The organism is Ruegeria sp. N11 (assembly GCF_056531525.1).
Genome location: NZ_JBQFLX010000009.1, coordinates 48,219 through 70,640 on the forward strand (window position 1 = coordinate 48,219; position 22,422 = coordinate 70,640).

Genomic DNA, 22,422 nt, shown 5'->3' on the forward strand with positions numbered 1-22,422 from the left:
GCGATTTAATGACGACCCAGCAGGGGACCGCCGATGAGCGAAGCAAATAAAATTCTGAACGAGATGAATGACCGGTCGCGCGAGGTGTTCCGGCTGATCGTTGAGAGTTATCTGGACAGCGGTGAGCCAGTAGGAAGCCGGACCCTGACTCGCACACTGTCGGAAAAAGTCAGCGCCGCGACCGTGCGCAACGTGATGCAGGATCTGGAGTTTTTGGGCTTGCTCGACAGCCCGCATATCAGTGCGGGTCGGGTGCCGACGCAAATGGGCCTGCGGATGTTTGTCGATGGTCTGCTTGAGGTCGGCGATCTGAGAGCGGATGACCGGCAAAAGCTGGATGAGACATTAGGCTCTAACGCGGGTGATGTGGGGGGAATGCTGGACCGGGTCGGCTCCGCCTTGTCACACGTGACACATGGCGCATCACTGGTTTTGACCCCAAAGCACGAATCCGAGATCAAGCATATCGAGTTTGTATCGCTGGCTCATGACCGGGCCCTGGTGGTTCTGGTTTTTGCGGACGGACATGTTGAGAACCGGCTGTTCACACCACCGCCCGGCCAGACACCCAGTTCGATGCGGGAGGCTGCAAATTTCCTGAATGCGCTGATTGAGGGCCGGACGCTGAGCGAAGTGCGGCGCCAGATGCAGACCCAGATTGATGCGCGGAAGCAGGAAATCGATATGCTGGCGCGCGGGATGGTCGAAAGCGGCATGGCCGCCTGGGACGGCGATGCGGGCGACTCGGCCCGTTTGATCGTGCGGGGGCGGGCGAATCTGTTGGGGGAGACCGGCGCGACCGAGGAACTGGACCGCATTCGAACGCTGTTTGATGACCTGGAACGCAAGCGGGACATCGCGGAATTTCTGGAACTGACCGAAGAAGGCGAGGGTGTGCGCATTTTTATCGGCTCAGAGAACAAACTTTTCTCACTTTCGGGTTCCTCTTTGGTGGTGTCTCCATATATGAACGCTGATCGTAAGATAATTGGTGCGGTCGGGGTCATCGGGCCCACGCGTCTGAATTATGGACGGATCGTGCCGATCGTGGATTATACGGCGCAACTGGTCGGCAAGCTGATATCCGACCGGAGCTAGAGGGTAAGAGATGGCAGAGCCCAAGAACGAAGAATTTCTGGATGATATCGCAACCGCCGAGGCGGAAGAACTTGCTGAGGAGCTGATGGATATCAGCGAAGAGGCGCTGGAGATCGATGCGCTGCGCGCTGAGCGGGACGATTTCAAAGACAAGTTCATGCGCGCCCTGGCGGATGCGGAAAACGCGCGCAAGCGGGGCGACAAGGCGCGCCGCGATGCGGAACAGTATGGCGGATCGAAACTGGCCCGTGACATGCTGCCGGTCTACGACAACATGAAGCGCGCGCTTGAGACTGTGACGGATGAACAGAAAGAGGTTGCCGCCGGTCTGATCGAAGGCGTTGAACTGACCATGCGGGCCTTGAAGGACGTGTTCCAGAAGCATGGAATCGAAGTGATCACGCCCGAGGTTGGCGACCGGTTCGATCCGAATGTGCATGAAGCGATGTTCGAAGCCCCGGTGCCGGGGACTCGTGCGGGTGATATCATTCAGGTTTCGGCCGAGGGGTTCATGCTGCATGACCGCCTGCTGCGTCCGGCGCAGGTCGGTGTATCGTCGATGCCTGCGAACTGATTGGCTTCTGCGAGGCCAAGCCTTCGGCGAGAGTATTTTTGAAAAGATGAAGGGGCGGTCAGGATCTGGCCGCCTCTTTCAGTTTGTAGATAAGGTCAAGTGCTTCCCGCGGGGTCAGTTCGTCCGGCAGAACTTGATCCAGCAGGTCGGTTACGGGCGAGGTTTTCGGTGCCGGTGGCGGTGGAGGTGGCGCAGCCGAAAACAAAGGCAGGTCGTCGATCAGGGCCTTTTGTTTGCCACCTTCGCGTTCGGTTTTTTCCAGCTGGTCCAGAACAATGCGGGCCCGTTCGACCACAGATGCCGGCAGTCCGGCGAGCTGCGCGACCTGAACTCCGTAGGATCTGTCGGCTGCACCCTTGTGAACTTCGTGAAGGAAGATGACTTCACCCTTCCATTCCTTGACGGCGACAGTCGCGTTTTCGACGCCTTCCAGTTGTCCGGCAAGAGCGGTCAGTTCGTGGTAGTGCGTGGCAAACAAGGCGCGGCACTGGTTGGCGGCGTGCAGATGTTCCAGCGTGGCCCATGCGATGGACAGACCGTCATAGGTGGCGGTGCCGCGACCGATTTCATCGAGAATGACCAGCGCGCGGTCATCCGCCTGATTGAGGATGGCGGCGGTCTCGACCATTTCGACCATAAAGGTCGAGCGTCCACGGGCCAGATCGTCTGACGCTCCGACGCGGCTGAACAACTGGCTGACAAGGCCGATATGCGCTTGTTCAGCGGGGACATAGCTGCCCATCTGGGCCAGCAAAGCAATCAGTGCATTCTGGCGCAGAAACGTTGATTTACCGGCCATGTTTGGACCGGTCAGCAGCCAGATCGCCGCGCCGCCATTGGCGCTGAGATCGCAGTCATTCGCGATGAAGGCGTCGCCGTTTTGTTGCCTCAGGGCATGTTCGACAACCGGGTGCCTGCCCCCTTGAATATCAAATGCGCGAGAGGTGTCGACCTGGGGTCTGCACCAGTTTTCACCGCGCGCCAGATCGGCCAGAGCTGTGGTCAGATCCAGTTCGGCCAGACCGCGTGCCGCCTGGTTCAGGCGCGCGGCTTTATTCAGAATTTCGTCAGAAAGCGCTTGATAGAGCCGCTTTTCGATTTCGAGTGCCAAGTTTCCTGCGTTCAGGATGCGGGTTTCGATCTCAGACAGTTCGACCGTGGTGAACCGCACCTGATTGGCTGTGGTCTGCCGATGGATGTAGGTTTCGCTGAACGGCGGGTTCAGCATCTTCTCGGCATGGGTGGCCGTCGTTTCAATGAAGTAACCCAGCACGTTGTTGTGCTTGATCTTTAGAGACGTGATTCCGGTATGTTCCGCATATTTCCGCTGAAACCCTGCGATGACCGAGCGGCCTTCGTCGCGCAGGGAGCGGGCTTCGTCCAGCTCTGTGTCATACCCCGGTGCGATGAATCCGCCGTCGCGGGCTAGCAGCGGGGGTTCGGCAACAAGGGCTTCATCAAGCAGGTTCAACAGGTCGTCGAAACCAACCAGATTTTGCAACGCGGTCGCCAGAAGGACGGGTAAGTCCTTATCTACGCAAAGCTCGGCAATCGCAGTTGCCTGCGTCAGGCCGTTTCGAATTGCTGCCAGATCACGAGGGCCGCCGCGATCCAGTGACAGGCGAGACAAGGCCCGATCCAGATCAGGGGTTTTCCTCAGCGCCTCGCGCAGGTCCGAAGCGATCAGGCTGTCTTCGGTCGCAAAACTCACCGCATCCAACCGCCCGTGGATGACATTCAGATTGCGGGAGGGGCTGGAGAGGCGCTGCTCCAAAAGACGCGCGCCGCCCGGTGTGACGGTTCGGTCGACCACAGACAGCAGTGAACCGGCGCGGCCTCCAGACAGTGATCGGGTGAGTTCCAGATTGCGCCGAGTTGCGCTGTCGATCTGAACAACGCGGTCTTCGGATTCCTTGAGCGGGGTCTGCAGCAGCGGCAGTTTGCCCTTTTGTGTGATTTCCAGATAGGCGATCAGCGCGCCCATTGCTGAAATCTCAGCGCGTCCAAAACTGCCAAATGCGTCCAGGGCGCCCACGTGAAACAATCCGCAGATACGCTGTTCCGCCGCGGCACTGTCAAAGCTGGCACGCCCGATCGGGGTTAGTGAGACACCAAGATCTCGGGCAGGCTCGTTCAGTTTGTCCTGAATTCCATCGGCCACGATCAGCTCGGATGGTGCCAGCCGTGCCAGTTCAGGGCTAAGGCGCACGGATGTCAAAGGCATCACGTGAAACGCCCCGGTCGAGATATCGGCCCAGGCCAGCGCAGCCTCGTCCCGGACCTCGGCGTAAGCAGCCAGAAAGTTGTGGCGGCGAGCCTCCAAAAGTGCATCCTCGGTCAGCGTACCGGGGGTCACCAAGCGTACAACATCGCGCTTTACGACCGATTTAGAGCCTCTTTTCTTCGCTTCCGCCGGGCTTTCCATCTGCTCGCAGACGGCGACTCGGAAACCTTTTCGGATCAGTGTCAGCAAATAGCCTTCGGCAGAATGCACAGGCACGCCGCACATGGGGATGTCGGCTCCGTTGTGCTTGCCGCGTTTGGTCAGCGCGATATCCAGCGCCTCGGCGGCGTTGACGGCGTCTTCAAAGAACATCTCGTAAAAATCGCCCATGCGATAAAACAGCAGGGCGTCGGCATGGGCCTCTTTGATTTCGAGATATTGCGCCATCATCGGCGTGACTGTGGACAAGGCTGATCCCTTCTGGCGTATTCCGGACGCGACCTTACAAATCCCGCATCTTCTGTAAAAGCCGAAAACTCATTCCCGTTGAGGCGCGCGTTCTCCTGCGCTATGAGGCAATCGTCCCGCAGATGTAAAGAAACGACCCATCACATGCCCAAAGCGAAGATCACCAACGAAGAGGCGCTGGCCTTTCACCTGGAACCAACCCCCGGGAAGTGGGAGGTGCAGGCCACCGTACCCATGACCACGCAGCGGGACCTGTCGCTGGCCTACAGCCCCGGTGTGGCCGTTCCCTGTGAAGCCATCGCTGAATCGCCCGAAACGGCCTATGACTATACCAACAAGGGCAACCTGGTGGCCGTGATTTCGAACGGGACCGCTGTGCTGGGTCTGGGAAATCTGGGCGCGCTGGGCTCGAAACCGGTGATGGAAGGCAAATCGGTCCTGTTCAAACGGTTCGCCGATGTGAACTCGATCGACATCGAACTGGATACCGAGGACCCGGATGAGTTCTGCCGCGCCGTGCGTCTGATGGGGCCGACTTTTGGCGGCATCAATCTGGAAGACATCAAAGCGCCCGAATGCTTCATCATCGAACAGCGTCTGAAGGAAGAGATGGACATCCCGGTCTTCCACGACGACCAGCACGGCACTGCGGTGATCTGTGCGGCGGGTCTGCTGAATGCGCTACATATCTCGGGCAAGAAGATCGAGGACGTAAAGATCGTCCTGAACGGCGCGGGTGCTGCAGGGATCGCCTGTATCGAACTGCTCAAGGCGATGGGCGCGCGGCATGACAACTGTATTGTCTGCGACACCAAGGGTGTGATCTATCAGGGCCGGACCGAGGGTATGAACCAGTGGAAGTCGGCCCACGCGATCTCGACCGAGCTGCGTACGCTGGACGAGGCCATGAAGGGTGCCGACGTCTTCCTGGGCGTGTCGGTCAAGGGTGCGGTCACGCAGGACATGGTGGCCAGCATGGCCGACAATCCGGTGATCTTTGCGATGGCGAACCCCGACCCCGAGATCACTCCGGAAGAAGCGCACGAGGTTCGGGTAGATGCCATCGTCGCCACCGGGCGTAGCGACTATCCGAACCAGGTGAACAACGTTCTGGGTTTTCCCTACCTGTTCCGCGGCGCGCTGGACATCCATGCCCGTGCCATCAATGACGAGATGAAAATCGCTTGTGCCCATGCTTTGGCCAATCTGGCACGCGAGGATGTGCCGGATGAGGTTGCCATGGCCTATGGCAAGTCTCTGACATTCGGACGGGATTACATCATCCCGACGCCGTTTGACCCGCGCCTGATCCATCGTATTCCGCCTGCCGTGGCCAAGGCCGGGATGAATACCGGTGCGGCCCGCCGTCCGATCATCGACATGGACGCCTATGAGCTGAGCCTGAAGTCCCGCATGGACCCGACGGCCAGCATCCTGCGCGGTCTGAACGCCCGCGCCCGCGCTGCGCAAAGCCGGATGATCTTTGCCGAGGGTGACGATCCCCGTGTGTTGCGCGCAGCCGTGATGTATCAGCGTTCGGGCTTCGGCAAGGCCCTGGTCGTTGGCCGACCCGATGATGTCAAGAAAAAGCTCGAGGACGCCGGCCTCGGGGACGCAGTGCGTGAGTTGGAGGTCGTGAATGCAGCAAACACCACGCATCTCGAGACTTACAAATCTTTCCTGTACAACCGGCTTCAGCGTAAAGGTTTTGATTCCAAGGATATTCACCGCCTTGCCGCGCGGGACAGGCATGTGTTTTCATCCCTGATGCTGGCCCACGGCCACGCAGACGGGCTTGTGACCGGTGCGACGCGTAAATCCGCGCATGTTCTGGATCGTATCAATCACGTGTTCGATGCCGACGCCACCCATGGTGCGGCCGGGGTTACGGCGCTGCTGCATAAGGGGCGCATCGTTCTGATCGGCGACACGCTTGTCCATGAATGGCCGGACGAGAACGACCTGGCCACAATCGCCGAACGCTCGGCCGCCGTGGCGCGCCATATGGGGATCGAACCGCGGGTCGCCTTTGTCAGCTTCTCGACCTTCGGGTATCCGGTCTCGGAACGTGCGGAAAAGATGCACCGCGCGCCAGCGGTTCTGGACCAGCGCGGCGTCAACTTCGAATACGAAGGCGAGATAACCGTGGATGTTGCGCTGAACGTGGATCAGCAGGCGGCCTATCCGTTCTCGCGCCTGACCGGTCCGGCCAATATCCTGATCGTACCTGCGCGTCACTCAGCGTCGATTTCAACCAAACTGATGCAGGAAATGGGCGGTGCGACGGTGATTGGCCCAATCCTTTCCGGGGTCGACAAGCCGATCCAGATCTGCTCGACCGTATCGACGGCGAATGACATTCTGAATATGGCCATCCTGGCCTCTTGCGATATCGGGTAAGTCATGACGATTTGGAACCTCGGTTCAATAAACGCGGATATGGTTTACGCCCTGCCGCACCTGCCTGCGCCGGGGGAAACTCTGGCCGCAAATGGGCTGGAGCGTTTTTTGGGCGGCAAAGGGGCGAACATGTCCGTCGCCGCTGCGCGGGCCGGATCGCATGTTAGCCATATCGGGGCCGTTGGTCCCGATGGGCGCTGGGCAAAGGACCGGCTGACAGAATACGGCGTGGACACCCGCCACATTGCCGAAGTTGACACACCTACAGGCCATGCGATCATCGCGGTGGATGCGCAGGGCGAGAACCTGATCGTCCTGTACCCTGGCGCCAATCATGCATTGCAGGCGGATCAGTTGGGCCAGGCACTGTCCGCGACCGATACCGGCGATCTGCTGGTGATGCAGAACGAAACCAACGCGCAGGTCGAAGCGGCCCGGCTGGGGCACAACCTGGGTCTGACCGTCTGTTACGCCGCAGCCCCGTTTCAGGCCGATGCGGTCAAGGCGGTTTTGCCTTACCTCGATTTTCTGATCCTGAACGAGGTGGAGGCCGAGCAGCTACAACAGGAAACCGGTCTGAACGCCAATGATCTGCCCGTCCGGCATGTCATCGTAACCCTCGGATCAAAAGGCGCGCGCTACTATCAACGGGGTGCCGAACCACAGGATTTTCCAGCCCATGCGGTCAAGGCAGTCGATACAACAGGCGCGGGGGATACATTCACCGGCTACGTACTGGCTGGAATGGACCGGGGGCTGCCGATGGAGCAGGCAATCGCACAGGCGACCCGCGCCGGCGCCCTGATGGTCATGCGGCACGGGACGGCTGACGTTATTCCCGATCTGAAGGAAGTGCGCGCGGCACGGTTCGATTAGGACCCGGCGAAGGACGCATCTCTTCCCCACAGTTGTTTGACCCGCGCATCGCGTCCGCATGCTTTGCGGTAGGCCTTGTAAGCGCTGCTCTGACGTTTGGGGCCAAAGCGGGTTAAGACCAGTTTGTCGCCTTTGTAATAATCCTGATGGTATTTTTCGGCCGGGTAGAACGTGGATGCGTTCAGAATGGGCGTGACCACCGTTTGTCCCAATGCGGATTGCGCATTGGACTTGGCTTTTTCCGCCAGCGCCTTTTCCCCTGAGTTAGAGACGAAAATTGCCGTCCGATAGCTGTCGCCCCGGTCGCAGAACTGCCCACCGGCATCGGTTGGGTCGACAGAGCGGAAAAACATGTTCAGCAACGTTCCACGTGACACCCGCGACGGATCGAATGTGATCTGAACGGCTTCGTAGTGTCCGGTTCCGCCACGTGTCACCTGCTTGTAGGTCGGATTGTCCACCGTGCCGCCCGTATAACCCGAAACGGCGCCGGTCACGCCGGGGACGGATTCAAAATCGGATTCAACACACCAGAAACAGCCGCCCGCAACCGTCAGTGTCTCGGTCCCGGCGGCAGGCGCTGGCAGTGCGCGCAGCAGCGCGGCCAGAACGATCAGAATGAACAGCAGGGTCGGTTTGAAACAAACGGCATTTGCAGTCCGGGTCATGGCAGGTCTCCTTCCAGAGACAGGCTGCCCCGTGTTCCCCGATCATGCAATCCGCTGACATCGTTTGTCACATGCTGGTGAAACGAAGTTATCGCGCGCTAACCCAGCAACTGCCCCAGCTTCATCGCCACGCCCATGTTGCCCGAGATTTTCAGCTTGCCCATCGCGATGCCCGTCATCGGGTTCAGCTTGCCGGTCAGCAGCTTTGTCAGGTTGTCCCTGGAAATCCGAATGGTGCAGTCAGTGTCCTGATCCGTCGTAGACGCCATGTTGTCCGCCAGAACGATGACGCCATCCGTGCCGCAATCGAATTTGAGCGATCCGTCAAAGCTTTTGCCGTTCAGACCTTTCTGAATTCCGTCGGCGATCTCTTGCAGCATGTGTTGTCCTTTCCCCAATTGACTTTTGCGTAAGGACAAACGGGGGCCGCGGGCAAGGGTGACGCAACAGGAACCAGAGCACGCAACAAAAAAACCCCGGCACCGGATTGCGGGCCGGGGTTTCAGAATTCGGTCGAGCAGGGCTTATTTTGAAAGCCGCTTGTCCCGCGCCGCCAGTAGTTTCAGGCGCAGGGCGTTTAGCTGGATGAATCCGGCTGCGTCCTTCTGATCATAGGCACCGGCGTCTTCCTCGAAGGTCACATGCGCCTCGGAATACAGCGAATGATCCGACCAGCGGCCGACGGTCGAGGCCAGGCCTTTGTACAGTTTCACACGCACGGTGCCGGTGACGTGTTCCTGAGACCTGTCAATTGCGGCCTGCAGCATTTCCCGCTCGGGCGAGTACCAGAAGCCGTTATAGATCAGCTCGGCATATTGCGGCATCAGCTGGTCTTTCAGATGCATCGCGCCGCGGTCCATTGTAATGGACTCGATCCCGCGATGCGCCTCCAGCAGGATGGTGCCGCCCGGCGTTTCATAGATGCCGCGCGATTTCATGCCCACGAACCGGCCTTCGACCAGGTCCAGACGGCCGATACCGTGCTTGCCGCCATATTCGTTCAGCTTGGTCAGGATGGTCGCGGGGCTCATTGCCTCACCATTGATGCTGACCGCATCGCCTTTTTCAAAGCCGATTTCGATGAATTCCGGCTCGTTCGGCGCATCCTCGGGGTGGACGGTGCGTTGGTAGACATAGTCGGGCGCCATATCGGCGGGATCTTCCAGAACCTTGCCCTCGGACGAGGTGTGCAGCAGGTTGGCATCGACCGAAAACGGAGCCTCGCCGCGTTTGTCCTTGGCAATCGGAATCTGGTTCGCCTCGGCAAATTCCAGCAGCTTGGTACGGCTGGTCAGATCCCACTCGCGCCACGGGGCGATGACCTTGATGTCGGGGTTCAGCGCGTAGGCCGCCAGCTCGAACCGTACCTGATCGTTGCCCTTGCCGGTCGCACCATGGGCCACGGCATCGGCACCGGTGGCTTGCGCAATCTCGACCAGACGTTTCGAGATCAGCGGACGCGCGATGGAAGTGCCCAGCAGGTACAATCCTTCGTATTGCGCATTGGCGCGGAACATCGGGAAGACGAAATCGCGGACGAACTCTTCGCGAATATCCTCGATATAGATGTTCTCGGGCTTGATCCCCAGCAGTTCGGCCTTTTTGCGGGCGGGTTCCAGTTCCTCACCCTGACCCAGGTCGGCGGTAAAGGTCACGACCTCACAGCCATACTCGGTCTGCAGCCATTTCAGAATGATCGAGGTATCAAGGCCACCGGAATAGGCCAGAACAACTTTCTTGGGCGCGGACATCTGACTTCCCCTTATGCGTAGAACGCTTGGCCCCTAGCGGGTTTTGGACCCGGGGGCAAGCTGTGTGGATTGACGCAGGGCGGGAATTGGGGTGAAACAGTTGGAAAGAGAACAAGGATTGGTTGAGAGGGCGGTTTTCAGATGCTGGGTTGGGAGATTTTTGCGCATTCGGTGCGGATGGTATTCGGGAATTGCAGACAGGTTTTGCAGATCGCACTGGGACCGGCCGTGATCGCAACCGCCGTGATCGTCGGGCTGTTTCTGCTGCTGGGAATTCCACTCGAGTCGTTTGATGACACCGCCAATGCGTCGCCAGAAAACCTTGGTTCGATTACGGTATTTACCTTTTTGGTTGTCGTCGTGGTGTTCATCGTGATGTTCTGGATCGCCGTGTCCTGGCACAGGTTCATATTGTTGGAGGAATACCCCAGCGGGCTGTTGCCCACATTCCGCTTCGACAGAATTCTCGCCTATCTTGGCCGCTTTGCTTTGTTGGGCCTGTTGATGGCAATCGGGTTCATACCGGTCGGACTAATTCTGTCTGTCCTGGGTGAAAGCGCCGGACTGATCGCGGTTGTCATAAGCTTCGGTGCCGCGCTAGTTCTGGTTGTTTGCTTCTACCGCTTGTCCATTATCCTGCCGGCTGCCGCGATCGGCAACCCGATTACACTGGGCGATGCGTGGAACCGAACATCGGGTGTGGCTGGCGCGATTGTTGTTCTGCTAGTGGTCAGTTTTGTGTTTCAGATCCTGGTGCAGTTTGCGCTTGCGGCGCTTGCCATTATCCCGGTTCTGGGCGTTTTGCTGACCGTGTTTTTCGGATCTCTCATTCTGCCGATGATCAATGTCAGCATCCTGACCACGATGTATGGGATCTTTGTCGAAAAACGCGAACTCACCTGAGCCGCGTACACATATGTATTCCTTGCCCTTCTTGCACTGATGCGGCACTGAAACGGTCATGACTGATTTCATGACCCGCGCCCGTGCCGCCGAACAGGCGATGCGCACCGTGTTTCCGCCAACGCCGTTGCAGCGGAACGCCCACCTGTCCGACCGGTTTGGGGCTGATATCTGGCTCAAGCGTGAAGACCTCAGCCCTGTGCGGTCTTACAAGATCCGGGGCGCGTTCAACGCCATGCGCAAGCAGTCGGGTCAGGATCTGTTTGTGTGCGCCAGTGCGGGCAATCACGCGCAGGGCGTGGCCTATATGTGCAAGCACATGGGTGTGAACGGTGTGATTTTCATGCCCGTGACCACCCCGCAGCAAAAAATTCAGAAAACCCGCATCTTTGGCGGCGACAATATCGAGATTCATCTGACCGGGGACTATTTCGACGACACGCTGAAGGCGGCGCAAAAATGGTGTGCGGAAAAAGGCGGGCATTTCCTGTCGCCGTTCGACGATGAGGATGTGATCGAAGGGCAGGCCTCCCTTGCGGTCGAGATCGAGGAACAGCTGGGCGGTGTGCCTGATCACCTGCTGTTGCCGGTGGGCGGTGGCGGGATGTCGGCGGGTGTGGCGACCTGGTTCGGGGATCGCACCCATTGCCTGTTCGTGGAACCGGCAGGCGGGGCCTGCCTGCGCGCGGCGCTGGCGGCGGGTCATCCGGTGGCGCTGGATCGCGTCGACACATTTGTCGATGGCGCCGCCGTCGGCCGGATTGGCGAAAAGCCCTTTGAACTGCTGCGCAATTGCCACCTGTCGGATGTCCTGGTGATGTCCGAAGATCGTATCTGCGCCACCATGATAGAGATGCTGAATGTCGAAGGCATCGTTCTGGAGCCCGCCGGCGCGCTGGCGGTCGAGGCGGTGACGGATGTTCAAAGCTTTGTGCGCGGCAAAACGGTGGTTTGCGTCACCTCGGGCGGCAACTTCGATTTCGAGCGTCTGCCCGAAGTGAAGGAGCGGGCGCAGCGCTATTCCGGCGTCAAAAAGTATTTCATCCTGCGCCTGCCCCAGCGCCCCGGTGCGTTGAAAGAGTTTCTGGGCATTCTCGGCCCCGAGGATGACATCGCGCGCTTCGAATACATGAAGAAATCGGCGCGCAATTTCGGCTCGGTCCTGATCGGGATCGAAACCCGCAAGCCGGAAAACTTCATGCGGCTGTTTGCGCATCTGGACGAGGCCGGGTTCACCTATACCGACATAACTGAAGACGAAACACTGGCCCAGTTTGTGATCTGAGCGCAAAAAGCAGCCTCTAACTAAGGCTCTCTGCCCGGTTTGCTAAAAATACTGCCCGGGATTCATCGTAGGCGGTCAGGATTGCGGTCAGATCCACATTGTCGCCTTCACCGGCTGCTGCCCGCCGTTCGCCATCCTGACAAAGTTTGGAAAACTGATCGAATCCCAGGCTCAGCGCGCTGCCTTTCAGGAAATGCAGGTTTTGTTCCAGTTCTGTCCGCGCGGTATCATTGTTCAGGCGCGCAAGGGCTTCCTGAACCTCGTCGAGAAAGATCTGCACCACTTCGTCAAACTCGTCGACGCCAACCTCATCCCGCAATTGTCTGACCCTGTGCCAGTGGATCATGGTGCCCTTCCCGCCTCGTTCTGTTGTGCCATGGAATTAGCATCTGTGCGGTAAAGGTCCGGTTAAGCCGGTCGAAGAAACCTCGGATTGCACCTTCATCGGATGTTAAATCACCGCGCGCTAGGGTTGTGACATTCGAAATCGCGTGCGGTGCAGAGGGTGATGGTGTCAGGACCCGGACAGGCGGAAGCCAGCGCAGAGATGGAGTTTGGTGCGATCCGCAGGGTGCTGGTCGTGGATGACAGCCGCCTGCAACGGCGCATTCTGGTCGCATACCTCAGAAAATGGGGGTTCGAGGTGATCGAGGCGGACGGCGGTGAAGCCGCCATTGCCTTATGTGCCGAAAGCCTTCCGGATCTGGTTGTCAGCGATTGGGTCATGCCGGGGATGAGCGGGCTGGAATTCTGCCGCACCTTTCGGGCGCTGGGCGGCGATCAATACAGCTATTTCATCCTTCTAACTTCCAAAAGCGAAAAGCAGGAGGTCGCGCGCGGGCTGGATGCCGGTGCAGACGATTTTCTGATCAAACCGCTCGAGGCGGATGAGTTGCGCGCCCGTATCTCGGCCGGGGCACGCATTCTGGATATGCAACGCGAACTGTCGGAAAAGAACCGTCTGATCGAAAACGCGCTGAACGAGTTGAAGCAGGCCCACGATGCCATCGACAAGGACCTGATGCAGGCCCGAAAAATCCAGCAGTCACTGGTGCCCGAGTTCAGCCGGGAATTCGGCAATTCCCGGGTCAGCCTGCTGCTCAAACCTTGTGGTCACATTGGTGGTGACCTTGTTGGCATGTTTTCCCCCGGCGTCAATCGTCTTGGGTTTTACAGCATTGATGTGTCCGGGCACGGCATCACTTCGGCGATGATGACGGCGCGCTTGGGCGGGTATCTGTCCAGCACACATTTCGATCAGAACGTGGCGATGGAGCGTCGGTTCGACAAGTTCTATGCCCTGCTTCCACCGGAACAGGTCGCTGCAACGCTCAACTCACGCCTGATGGCGGATGCCGGTGTCGAAGAATATTTCACGATGGTCTACGCCATTGTCGATCTGCGCAACGGCCATGTGAAAATGGTGCAAGCAGGGCATCCGCATCCGCTGCTGCTGCGCCAAGATGGCAGCGCTGAGTTTCTGGGTGAGGGCGGTTTGCCGATCGGCTTGCTGCCGGATGTTCACTTCCAACAGACCGAACTCTACCTCAAGCCCGGCGACAGGCTGATGCTGTATTCTGATGGGTTCACGGAATGCCGTCTGGCCGATGGCGGTTTGCTGGACGAATCCGGATTGCAGCAAATGGCGCTGGGGTGTGCGTCGGACCGGGCAGGAAGCGAGTTTCTGGACGACATGTTCTGGCAGCTCACCCAGGCAGTTTCGCCCGGCGAAGGCATGGGCGACGATGTCTCTGCCGTTTTTTTTGAGTTTAACCTTTGTTAGATCCTGTTAAAATGAAGTCTGGCAAAGTGCCGATCGCCGCCGTTGCCCAACATCTCAACCGCGTCAGCGCCATGCATCCACAATGCTTCGTGAAAGGGTTCGCTGGGCGGGCCCATGCGGCGCACGGGCCTTGCGCGATAGATCAGGCAAACCTTTTCAGCCCACAGATCGTATTCCGGCATGAACGTGTACCGTCGGAACGCGCCGATGCGCCGGGGCGCGGCGATTTGCCAACCTGTCTCCTCGTAAACCTCGCGGTGCAGCGCAGTGATCGGGGATTCGCCGGGATCGATACCGCCACCGGGTAACTGAAGGTCCGGCCCAGGTTCTGTCTGGCAGGTCAGCAACAGGTGCCGGCCTCGCGGCAGCAAACCGTAAACGCCCACCCTGCGTATGTACTTGCGCCCCGGTTCCGGGGTTTCACCGAACCGTCTGATCATGTATGGCCCCTTACAACCCAATCTGTTCGACCTATATGGTGGCGGTATGCCAACCCGTGGCGTGTAAGGAAACCCCATGTCTCTTGGAACGAAAATCGCGTGGGACGACACCGTCCTGCCCTTTCAACTCGATGTATCGGATATGCGCGGCCGCGTGGCCCGTCTGGATGGCGTTCTGGACGGCATCCTGAAACAGCACGACTATCCTGAAAAGGTCGAGGCATTGGTGGCCGAGATGGCCCTGCTGACCGCGCTGATCGGCCAGACTGTTGCGTTGCGCTGGAAGCTTTCGCTGCAGGTACAGTCCAAGGGTGCGGTGCGGATGATCGCAACGGATTATTACGCGCCTCAAAAAGAGGGTGAGCTAGCCCGCATCCGCGCCTATGCAAGCTTTGACCGCGATCGGCTGACCGATGCCGCGCCGTTTGATCAGGTGGGCGAAGGCTATTTCGCGATTCTGATCGATCAGGGGAAAGGCACACAGCCCTATCAGGGCATCACACCGCTGGCCGGCGGTTCGCTCAGCGCCTGCGCCGAGGCATATTTTGCGCAATCCGAGCAATTGCCAACCCGGTTTTCGCTGAGCTTTGGCAAATCGACCGAACCGGGCGTGGGGGAACACTGGCGCGCGGGTGGTGTCATGTTGCAGCATATGCCCAAGGCCTCGCCCTTTGTGGCAAGCAGTCAGGGCGAGGGCGAAATCCTGACAGCGACGGATCTGGTCGACGGCGAAGAAGGCGAAAACTGGGGCCGGGTCAATATCCTGCTGGATACGGTCGAAGATCTGGAACTCATCGGGCCTTCGGTGGCACCCACGGACCTGCTGATCCGCCTGTTTCATGAGGAACAGCCCCGCGTTTATGACGCGCAAGCCGTGCAGTTCGGCTGTACCTGTTCCGAGGACCGCGTGCGGCAGAGCCTGTCGATCTATTCCGCCAAGGACATCGAAAAGATGACCACGCCCGAAGGTCTGGTGACGGCTGACTGCCAGTTCTGTGGCGCACATTACGTCCTTGACCCCGAAACCGTGGGTTTCGATGCCAAAGAGTCCGGCGGTGCATGACCTGACTGAACAGCTCAGGGCGGCCCTGCGCCGACCGGGCGGTGGGTCCAGCGATTTTGACCTGAACCCGGATGCGGTTCTTCCGCCGGGGCGGAAACTGCGTCCGGCGGGTGTGCTGGTGCCAATTTCGCTGGTCGGAGACCAGCCGCGCCTGATCCTGACCAAACGGTCGTCGGCCCTGAAACACCATCCCGGGCAGATCGCCTTTCCGGGTGGCAAGCAGGACGGTGACGATGCCGACGTCACTGCCACGGCCCTGCGCGAAGCCCGCGAAGAGATCGCGCTGCCACCTGAACTGCCCGAAATCCTGGGACACCTGCCCGTGCATGAGACCGTGACATCGTTTCAGGTGACACCGGTCGTCGCCATATTGCGGCGGCCATTCACCCCGATCCCGGAACCCGGTGAGGTGGAGGAAGTTTTCTCGGTTCCGCTTGCACATGTCCTCAACCCTGCGAATTATATCGTGGAATCACGTCGTTGGCGGGGCCAGAGACGGCACTATTTCACAGTTCCGTTCGGTCCCTATTACATCTGGGGCGCAACGGCCCGCATGTTGCGGGGATTGGCAGCACGGTTGAATGAATGAAGCGGATTGTTGAACCCTGGGTTACGGAACCGGCAACGCAGAATGTCTGTGCGGCCCTGACAGAAGCCGGGGCGCAGGCGTTGTTTGTCGGTGGTTGCGTGCGCAACGCATTGTTGGGCGAACCGGTGTCGGATATCGACATCGCCACAGATGCGCCGCCGGAACGGGTCATGCAGCTTGCACGGCATGCGGGCCTCAAGGCTATCCCTACCGGGATTGATCACGGAACCATCACGGTTGTTTGTCACGGCATCGCGCATGAAATCACCACGTTCCGCCGGGACGTGCAAACGGACGGTCGCCGGGCCGTGGTGGCATTTTCGGATAAGGTGGAAGAAGACGCCGCCCGCCGTGATTTCACCATGAATGCGATCTATGCCGCCCCGGACGGGACGGTTCTTGACCCGTTGAACGGCCTGCCGGATCTGAAGGCGCGCCGGGTCCGTTTTATCGGAACCGCCGAACACCGCATTCGCGAGGATTACCTGCGATCCCTGCGCTTTTTCCGGTTTCACGCCTGGTATGGCGATCCGCAGGCCGGGTTCGATCAGGATGCGCTGGCGGCGATTGCGGCAAACCCGGACGGGCTGCGTCAACTGTCGCGCGAACGGGTCGGGGCCGAGTTGCTGAAGCTGCTGGCAGCCCCTGATCCCGCACCGTCGGTGGCGGGAATGCGAAGTACCGGCGTTCTGATGCAAGTGCTGCCCGGGGCGGATGACAGATCACTGGCGCCGCTGATTGCACTGGAACAGCAGGCTGGCGCGTCCCCTGACGCAGTGCGCAGGCTGGCAGCCATTGCAACACCCGAAGACGCCGCGACCCTGCGCCTTAGCCGGGCGCAACTGCAGCGGCTGACCCGAATGCGGGAAGAGGCCTCGGGGACCGCAAGCGTGGCCGAGTTGGGTTATCGCTATGGCGAAGATGGTGGATTGCATGAAACCCTGCTGCGCTGTGCGTTGCTGGAACAACCGTGGTCGGATGACCTGAAACAGCAGTTGAAAGCTGGCGCGGCGGCCCGTTTTCCAATCGGTGCAACGGACCTGATCCCCGATTTTTCCGGGCCCGCACTGGGCCAGAAACTTGCCGAACTGGAGCGCCGTTGGATCGAGTCGGGCTTCCGGCTAAGCCGCAAAGAGCTGCTTGCCGATTAGCGCGAGGTCTCAAAAAGGGATGACAAGTCAAATCGTTTGTGGTTACTTGCCCCTGTCACATGGATGGAGGAATGCGAATGTATTACGGGATCTGGTTCGGCTAAAGCCGGAACACTTTGACCCGTAAGGGTGGTGTTCTGGCGCCATCTTTCTTCGCACGCCCCTAGTTTATGCTCAATCGGAGCACTCTCCATGTTTCGCTATTTCGAAAACCTTGTTGACCCTTTTGTCGCCTATACCGAGACCGACACACCGCCGACGCGGCTGTGGCCATTCATGCTGGACTATTCGAGCCCGTTCTACAGGATCTTCATCTGGACGGCGCTGATTTCTGTCATCGTGGCCGGGGTCGAGATCGGTCTGATCTACTATATGGGGCGCGTCGTGGACCTGCTCAGCGGATCGCCTACCGAGGTTTGGCAGGCGCATGGAACGGAACTGATCCTGATGGCGGTCTTTGTCTTGTTCCTGCGGCCTTTGCTGCATGTGGTGGACGTGCTTTTGCTGAACAACGCAATCCTGCCGAATTTTGGCACCCTGATCCGGTGGCGCGCGCATAAACACGTGCTGCGCCAGTCCGTTGGCTGGTTTGAAAACGACTTTGCCGGACGTATCGCAAACCGGATCATGCAAACCCCTCCGGCTGCTGGCGAGGTGATTTTTCAGGTCTTCGACGCGATATCCTTTTCGCTGGCCTATCTGATCGGTGCGGCAATCCTTCTTTATGCGGCAGACGCGCGTCTTCTGATCCCGCTGCTGATCTGGTTCGCGCTCTATGCAGCTCTGGTCCGGTGGACCGTGCGGCGAGTGCAACCGGCGTCAAAGGCGGCGTCTGATGCGCGCTCGAACGTGACCGGGCGGGTGGTGGACAGCTACACCAACATTCATTCGGTGAAGATGTTCGCGCACGATACGCAGGAGCTCGACTACGCCCGCGAAGCGATCGAGGAAACGCGGCGGACCTTTCAGATCGAGATGCGGATCTTCACCGTGATGGATGCCGTTCTGGTCACGCTGAACGGTCTGCTGATCGTCGGCGTTGTGGGCTGGGCCATTTCCCTGTGGATGCAGGGCAGCGCAACGGTCGGTGTGGTTGCCGCCGCCACCGCCCTGACCCTGCGGCTGAATGCCATGACCGGCTGGATCATGTGGGCGCTGACCAGTTTTTTCCGCCAGCTCGGTATTGTTGCCGAAGGGATGGAAACGATTGCGCAGCCCATCGACCTGCTGGACGCACCGAAGGCCGACGATTTGCAGCTGACCAAAGGCCAGATCGAAATCCGCGACCTGTCCCATCACTATGGCCGTGAAACCGGTGGTCTGGATCACGTCGATCTGACAATCCGCCCGGGTGAAAAAATCGGCCTGATCGGGCGGTCGGGGGCCGGGAAATCGACCCTGGTCAAGCTGCTTTTGCGGTTTTACGACGTCGAGAGCGGTGCAATCCTGATCGACAATCAGAACATCGCCAACATCACGCAGGACAGTCTGCGCAGCCACATCGGCATGGTCCAGCAGGACAGTGCGCTGTTGCATCGATCGGTGCGGGACAACATCCTCTATGGTCGACCCGACGCCACGGAAGAGCAGATGATCGCCGCCGCCAAACAGGCCGAGGCGCATGACTTCATCCTTGACCTGCAAGACCCACAAGGGCGCACAGGCTACGATGCCCATGTGGGTGAACGCGGCGTGAAACTAAGCGGCGGTCAGCGGCAGCGGGTCACGCTGGCGCGGGTGATCCTGAAGGACGCGCCGATCTTGTTGTTGGACGAGGCGACTTCTGCCCTAGATTCCGAGGTCGAAGCCTCAATTCAGGAAACTCTTTACGGCATGATGCAAGGTAAAACCGTAATCGCCATCGCCCACAGGCTCAGCACCATTGCGCAGATGGATCGCATTCTGGTGATGGATGGGGGCCGGATCGTGGAACAGGGCAGGCACTCTGAACTGCTGTCGCAAGGCGGGCTTTACTCGCAGTTCTGGGCGCGGCAGTCTGGCGGCTTCCTGAACCCAGAGGCTGCTGAATGAGGCTTGCAAACCTCATCGATCCTTTCAAAGGCGCTGACACGCCCCCCCCGCAGAGGTTGGGGGCGTTCATTCGCTGGTGCCTGGCGGGGTCCTGGTCGATCCTGTTTGTGGCGGCGTTCCTTTCCATGCTGGGCGGAGCAGCAGAAGTGGCCACCGCGTGGATACTGGGAAAGGTGATCGACATTGCCACCACCAGCGGGCCGGAGAACCTGTTTGAAGAACGGAATCTGTGGGCCTTCGGTGGTGCCGCAATCTTTTTGATGCTGTTGCGGCCGATCATCGCGGCCTTGTCGTCCTTCTCGAACAATTACGTTGTGATGCCCAACATTACGCCGCTTGTTCTGGCCCGGTTGAATCGTTGGACGCTGGGCCAATCGACGACCTATTTCGACGACGATTTTGCCGGCCGGATCGCGCAGAAACAGATGCAGACGTCGAATGCCATGGCGTCGGTGGTGTCGGATGTCATCAGTGCAATCGTTTTTGCGCTGGCCTCGCTTGCGGGATCTTTGCTTTTGTTAGGGTCAATTCATCCGCTGGTCATGCTGCCTTTTGCCGGATGGCTTGCGGTGTATCTGCTGTTGATCCGATGGTACTTGCCACGCATCCGCCTGCGTTCGGCCGCGCGGGCAGGAGCCCGGGCAATGGTGTCGGGGCAGGTGGTGGATACCATCACGAACATCAAGACGGTCAAACTGTTCGCCCATTCCGACAACGAGGATCAGGCCGCGCGTGACGCCATGATGACCCTGCGCGAAAAGTCGCTGGATTTCGGTTGGCTCTCGGCCAGTTTCCGATCCATCCTGATGGCGTTGGCAGGCGTGTTGCCGGTGCTTTTGCTGGGAGCCACACTTTGGTTGTGGCAGGCAGGCTTTGCCACGGCAGGCGATATCGTCGCGGCAGGCGCGGTGTCGATCCGCATCGCGCAGATGACAGGCTGGGTCAGTTTCACGCTGATGGGCCTTTATGCCAATGTCGGCGAGATCGAGAATGGCATGAAGACACTGACCAGGCGGGACCGGATCGAAGACCGCAGCGGCGCAACACGTCTGAACGTCACCAAAGGGCGCATCGCTTTCGAAAACGTCAGTTTCGCCTATGGGCGGGATATCGGCGGGGTTGCAGATCTGAACCTGACCGTCGCGCCCGGCGAAAAGCTGGGTGTGGTTGGTGCCTCGGGGGCCGGAAAATCGACTTTGGTGTCCCTGCTGCTGCGGCTTTATGACCGGGAAGAGGGCGCGATCCTGATCGATGGACAGGACGTTTCTAAGGTGACGCAGGACAGCCTGCGCAGCCAGATCGGGATGGTCACGCAGGAAACGGCGATGTTCAACCGCTCGGCCCGTGAGAATATTCTGTATGGCCGGCCCGACGCCACGGAACCCGAACTGATCGCCGCCGCGCGGAAGGCCGAAGCGCATGAATTCATCCTCGGGCTTGAGGATGCGCAGGGTCGAACCGGTTATGAAGCGCATCTGGGGGAGCGGGGCGTCAAGCTTAGCGGTGGTCAGCGCCAGCGAATCGCGCTGGCCCGCGCCATTCTGAAAGATGCGCCGATACTGGTTCTGGACGAGGCAACCTCGGCCCTGGATTCCGAGGTTGAGGCATCGATCCAGGCCGCCTTGCATCGTGTCATGCAGGGCAAAACCGTTCTGGCCATCGCGCACCGCCTGTCGACCCTGATCGAGATGGATCGAATTATCGTGCTGGATCATGGACGCATCGTGGAAAGCGGTACCCATGAGGCGCTGTTGGAGCAGGGTGGGCTTTACGCCCGGTTCTGGCACCGTCAGTCGGGCGGCTTCATTCAGGCCGAAGCGGCGGAATAAGGCGCAAAGCGTTCAGTCAGGGGTTTTGTTGCGGGCGCAGCCCCGGTATCAGGCCACGCATGACGCAGAAATTCACCATCACCCGTCTTGGCCATCAGGGCGACGGCATCGCCGAAGGCCCGGTCTACGCGCCGCGCACCCTGCCGGGAGAAGTGGTCAGCGGGACGTTGCAGGGCCAGATTCTCGGCGATATCCGCGTGGACACCCCATCGGAAAACAGAGTCAAGGCGCCGTGCCGCCACTACAAAGCCTGTGGCGGATGCCAGTTGCAACATGCAGCCGACAGTTTTGTCGCGGACTGGAAGGTCGAAGTGGTGCGCAACGCACTGGCAGCACAGGACCTGAGCGCGCCCATGCGTCCGATCCATACGTCGCCGGAATGGTCGCGCCGTCGGGCAACAATCGCGGTGCGTCGAACGAAAAAGGGAACGTTGGCCGGGTTTCACGGGCGCGCTTCGGACACGATTACCGAGATCCCCGATTGCCAGTTGCTCGACCCGGCGCTGGTCGCTGCCATCCCCATTGCCGAAGCGTTGGCCGTTCTGGGCGGCAGCCGAAAAGGCGTGCTGGCCGTGACGCTGACATTATCCGAGGTCGGCCTGGATGTATCCGTTCAGGGCGGCAAGCCGCTGGACGGCTCGCTGAAACTGGCGCTGGCGCAGGAGACTGAGGCATACGGGCTGGCAAGGCTGGCCTGGGATGGAGAGGTGATCGCCATGCGTACGCCTCCGTTCCAGAGGTTTGGTCAGGCGGAAGTCACCCCGCCGCCCGGCGCATTCCTGCAGGCCACCAAGGACGGAGAACAGGCTCTGATACAGGCGGTTTTGCAGGCCACGCAGGGCGCGAAGCGCGTCGCCGATCTGTTTGCGGGTTGCGGTACGCTCTCGTTACCGCTTGCGGAACAGGCCGAGGTTCACGCCGTCGAAGGCGAAGCGGCGATGACCAAGGCGCTGGACCAGGGCTGGCGCAAAGCCAAAGGCCTGAAACGGATCACGACCGAGGCCCGCGATCTGTTTCGCCGACCCCTGATGCCGGATGAGCTCAAGTTTTTTGACGCCATTGTGCTGGACCCGCCTCGTGCGGGCGCGCAGGCGCAGGTGGCCGAACTGGCGCAGGCGCTGCGTCCGGTCGTGGCCTACGTGTCCTGCAACCCCGTGACCTTTGCGCGGGATGCAAAAATTCTGGTTGATGCCGGATATGCCCTTGAATGGGTACAGGTCGTTGACCAATTTCGGTGGTCGTCACACACCGAACTTGCCGCGCGGTTCACTTTAGGCCCAGCACAATGA

Annotated in this window: 19 protein-coding genes; 13 read left to right on the forward strand and 6 right to left on the reverse strand. The window is 59.6% G+C overall.

The annotated features are described in order from the left end of the window. Positions 1 to 33: 33 nt before the first annotated feature. Positions 34 to 1,098 (forward strand): heat-inducible transcriptional repressor HrcA, encoded by a 1,065-nt coding sequence (hrcA, locus tag ACR0J8_RS11165; protein ID WP_480523070.1) that lies wholly within the window; start codon positions 34 to 36, stop codon positions 1,096 to 1,098. 10 nt (positions 1,099 to 1,108) lie between these two features. Further along, the gene (locus ACR0J8_RS11170) at positions 1,109 to 1,672 is read left to right on the forward strand and encodes a nucleotide exchange factor GrpE (protein WP_170612739.1); all 564 of its coding nucleotides are present in this window, start codon (positions 1,109 to 1,111) and stop codon (positions 1,670 to 1,672) included. 58 nt (positions 1,673 to 1,730) lie between these two features. Here ACR0J8_RS11170 and mutS read toward each other — a convergent pair whose 3' ends face one another. Then, positions 1,731 to 4,346, reverse strand: a complete 2,616-nt coding sequence (mutS, locus tag ACR0J8_RS11175; protein WP_480890365.1) for a DNA mismatch repair protein MutS — start codon at positions 4,344 to 4,346, stop codon at positions 1,731 to 1,733. Between the two features lie 162 nt (positions 4,347 to 4,508). Between mutS and ACR0J8_RS11180 the strand changes: the two genes are divergently transcribed. Further along, on the forward strand, positions 4,509 to 6,764 hold the full coding sequence (locus tag ACR0J8_RS11180; protein ID WP_480890198.1) for an NADP-dependent malic enzyme: 2,256 nt from the start codon (positions 4,509 to 4,511) through the stop codon (positions 6,762 to 6,764). A gap of 3 nt (positions 6,765 to 6,767) precedes the next feature. Then, a complete protein-coding gene (locus ACR0J8_RS11185) occupies positions 6,768 to 7,640 on the forward strand; it encodes a ribokinase (protein ID WP_480523072.1) in 873 nt (290 codons plus the stop codon). Here the strand turns inward: ACR0J8_RS11185 and msrA are convergent. The 3 genes from msrA to ACR0J8_RS11200 all read right to left on the reverse strand — a co-directional run bounded on the left by msrA (position 7,637) and on the right by ACR0J8_RS11200 (position 10,059). Further along, the gene (gene msrA / locus ACR0J8_RS11190) at positions 7,637 to 8,308 is read right to left on the reverse strand and encodes a peptide-methionine (S)-S-oxide reductase MsrA (RefSeq protein ID WP_480523073.1); all 672 of its coding nucleotides are present in this window, start codon (positions 8,306 to 8,308) and stop codon (positions 7,637 to 7,639) included. The genes ACR0J8_RS11185 and msrA overlap by 4 nt on opposite strands. Positions 8,309 to 8,406: 98 nt before the next feature. Continuing rightward, positions 8,407 to 8,688: an SCP2 sterol-binding domain-containing protein gene (locus ACR0J8_RS11195; protein WP_480890201.1), complete on the reverse strand. Its 282-nt coding sequence runs from the start codon at positions 8,686 to 8,688 to the stop codon at positions 8,407 to 8,409. Positions 8,689 to 8,832: 144 nt separating this feature from the next. Then, positions 8,833 to 10,059: an argininosuccinate synthase gene (locus ACR0J8_RS11200; protein ID WP_170612729.1), complete on the reverse strand. Its 1,227-nt coding sequence runs from the start codon at positions 10,057 to 10,059 to the stop codon at positions 8,833 to 8,835. A 141-nt stretch (positions 10,060 to 10,200) separates the two neighbouring features. Here ACR0J8_RS11200 and ACR0J8_RS11205 point away from each other — a divergent pair, with 141 nt between their 5' ends. Next, positions 10,201 to 10,962 (forward strand): hypothetical protein, encoded by a 762-nt coding sequence (locus tag ACR0J8_RS11205; RefSeq protein ID WP_480890204.1) that lies wholly within the window; start codon positions 10,201 to 10,203, stop codon positions 10,960 to 10,962. A gap of 58 nt (positions 10,963 to 11,020) precedes the next feature. Further along, entirely contained in the window at positions 11,021 to 12,247 is a 1,227-nt protein-coding gene (gene ilvA / locus ACR0J8_RS11210) for a threonine ammonia-lyase IlvA (RefSeq protein ID WP_480890207.1), read from the forward strand. Between the two features lie 16 nt (positions 12,248 to 12,263). Here ilvA and ACR0J8_RS11215 read toward each other — a convergent pair whose 3' ends face one another. Then, a complete protein-coding gene (locus ACR0J8_RS11215) occupies positions 12,264 to 12,593 on the reverse strand; it encodes an Hpt domain-containing protein (RefSeq protein WP_480523077.1) in 330 nt (109 codons plus the stop codon). 162 nt (positions 12,594 to 12,755) lie between these two features. Between ACR0J8_RS11215 and ACR0J8_RS11220 the strand changes: the two genes are divergently transcribed. Continuing rightward, positions 12,756 to 14,030 carry a PP2C family protein-serine/threonine phosphatase gene (locus tag ACR0J8_RS11220; RefSeq protein ID WP_480890210.1) on the forward strand — a complete coding sequence of 425 codons (1,275 nt, stop codon included), beginning with the start codon at positions 12,756 to 12,758 and terminating at the stop codon, positions 14,028 to 14,030. Here the strand turns inward: ACR0J8_RS11220 and ACR0J8_RS11225 are convergent. Further along, on the reverse strand, positions 14,027 to 14,470 hold the full coding sequence (locus ACR0J8_RS11225; RefSeq protein ID WP_480523079.1) for an NUDIX hydrolase: 444 nt from the start codon (positions 14,468 to 14,470) through the stop codon (positions 14,027 to 14,029). The genes ACR0J8_RS11220 and ACR0J8_RS11225 overlap by 4 nt on opposite strands. A gap of 76 nt (positions 14,471 to 14,546) precedes the next feature. Here ACR0J8_RS11225 and hslO point away from each other — a divergent pair, with 76 nt between their 5' ends. The 6 genes from hslO to ACR0J8_RS11255 all read left to right on the forward strand — a co-directional run bounded on the left by hslO (position 14,547) and on the right by ACR0J8_RS11255 (position 22,422). Then, entirely contained in the window at positions 14,547 to 15,533 is a 987-nt protein-coding gene (gene hslO / locus ACR0J8_RS11230; protein ID WP_480523080.1) for an Hsp33 family molecular chaperone HslO, read from the forward strand. Continuing rightward, on the forward strand, positions 15,508 to 16,122 hold the full coding sequence (locus ACR0J8_RS11235) for a CoA pyrophosphatase (protein WP_480523081.1): 615 nt from the start codon (positions 15,508 to 15,510) through the stop codon (positions 16,120 to 16,122). The genes hslO and ACR0J8_RS11235 overlap by 26 nt, the downstream gene beginning before the upstream one ends. Further along, positions 16,119 to 17,273 carry a CCA tRNA nucleotidyltransferase gene (locus ACR0J8_RS11240; RefSeq protein WP_480523082.1) on the forward strand — a complete coding sequence of 385 codons (1,155 nt, stop codon included), beginning with the start codon at positions 16,119 to 16,121 and terminating at the stop codon, positions 17,271 to 17,273. The genes ACR0J8_RS11235 and ACR0J8_RS11240 overlap by 4 nt, the downstream gene beginning before the upstream one ends. A gap of 192 nt (positions 17,274 to 17,465) precedes the next feature. Beyond that, the gene (locus tag ACR0J8_RS11245; RefSeq protein WP_480523083.1) at positions 17,466 to 19,304 is read left to right on the forward strand and encodes an ABC transporter ATP-binding protein; all 1,839 of its coding nucleotides are present in this window, start codon (positions 17,466 to 17,468) and stop codon (positions 19,302 to 19,304) included. After that, entirely contained in the window at positions 19,301 to 21,133 is a 1,833-nt protein-coding gene (locus tag ACR0J8_RS11250) for an ABC transporter ATP-binding protein (protein WP_480523084.1), read from the forward strand. Before ACR0J8_RS11245 ends, ACR0J8_RS11250 begins: the two co-directional genes overlap by 4 nt. Positions 21,134 to 21,192: 59 nt before the next feature. Continuing rightward, positions 21,193 to 22,422: a class I SAM-dependent RNA methyltransferase gene (locus ACR0J8_RS11255; RefSeq protein ID WP_480890214.1), complete on the forward strand. Its 1,230-nt coding sequence runs from the start codon at positions 21,193 to 21,195 to the stop codon at positions 22,420 to 22,422.

What these genes read in the sequence shown, in the direction of transcription:
- ACR0J8_RS11235 (WP_480523081.1), top strand. Translation starts at nt 15,508, where the DNA reads ATGCCAAAGAGTCCGGCGGTGCATGACCTGACTGAACAGCTCAGGGCG.
- ACR0J8_RS11200 (WP_170612729.1), bottom strand. Translation starts at nt 10,059, where the DNA reads ATGTCCGCGCCCAAGAAAGTTGTTCTGGCCTATTCCGGTGGCCTTGAT.
- ACR0J8_RS11180 (WP_480890198.1), top strand. Translation starts at nt 4,509, where the DNA reads ATGCCCAAAGCGAAGATCACCAACGAAGAGGCGCTGGCCTTTCACCTG.
- ACR0J8_RS11185 (WP_480523072.1), top strand. Translation starts at nt 6,768, where the DNA reads ATGACGATTTGGAACCTCGGTTCAATAAACGCGGATATGGTTTACGCC.
- msrA (WP_480523073.1), bottom strand. Translation starts at nt 8,308, where the DNA reads ATGACCCGGACTGCAAATGCCGTTTGTTTCAAACCGACCCTGCTGTTC.
- ACR0J8_RS11225 (WP_480523079.1), bottom strand. Translation starts at nt 14,470, where the DNA reads ATGATCAGACGGTTCGGTGAAACCCCGGAACCGGGGCGCAAGTACATA.
- ACR0J8_RS11205 (WP_480890204.1), top strand. Translation starts at nt 10,201, where the DNA reads ATGCTGGGTTGGGAGATTTTTGCGCATTCGGTGCGGATGGTATTCGGG.
- mutS (WP_480890365.1), bottom strand. Translation starts at nt 4,346, where the DNA reads ATGATGGCGCAATATCTCGAAATCAAAGAGGCCCATGCCGACGCCCTG.
- ACR0J8_RS11215 (WP_480523077.1), bottom strand. Translation starts at nt 12,593, where the DNA reads ATGATCCACTGGCACAGGGTCAGACAATTGCGGGATGAGGTTGGCGTC.
- ACR0J8_RS11250 (WP_480523084.1), top strand. Translation starts at nt 19,301, where the DNA reads ATGAGGCTTGCAAACCTCATCGATCCTTTCAAAGGCGCTGACACGCCC.
- ACR0J8_RS11195 (WP_480890201.1), bottom strand. Translation starts at nt 8,688, where the DNA reads ATGCTGCAAGAGATCGCCGACGGAATTCAGAAAGGTCTGAACGGCAAA.
- hrcA (WP_480523070.1), top strand. Translation starts at nt 34, where the DNA reads ATGAGCGAAGCAAATAAAATTCTGAACGAGATGAATGACCGGTCGCGC.
- ACR0J8_RS11220 (WP_480890210.1), top strand. Translation starts at nt 12,756, where the DNA reads ATGGTGTCAGGACCCGGACAGGCGGAAGCCAGCGCAGAGATGGAGTTT.
- hslO (WP_480523080.1), top strand. Translation starts at nt 14,547, where the DNA reads ATGTCTCTTGGAACGAAAATCGCGTGGGACGACACCGTCCTGCCCTTT.
- ilvA (WP_480890207.1), top strand. Translation starts at nt 11,021, where the DNA reads ATGACTGATTTCATGACCCGCGCCCGTGCCGCCGAACAGGCGATGCGC.
- ACR0J8_RS11245 (WP_480523083.1), top strand. Translation starts at nt 17,466, where the DNA reads ATGTTTCGCTATTTCGAAAACCTTGTTGACCCTTTTGTCGCCTATACC.
- ACR0J8_RS11240 (WP_480523082.1), top strand. Translation starts at nt 16,119, where the DNA reads ATGAAGCGGATTGTTGAACCCTGGGTTACGGAACCGGCAACGCAGAAT.
- ACR0J8_RS11170 (WP_170612739.1), top strand. Translation starts at nt 1,109, where the DNA reads ATGGCAGAGCCCAAGAACGAAGAATTTCTGGATGATATCGCAACCGCC.
- ACR0J8_RS11255 (WP_480890214.1), top strand. Translation starts at nt 21,193, where the DNA reads ATGACGCAGAAATTCACCATCACCCGTCTTGGCCATCAGGGCGACGGC.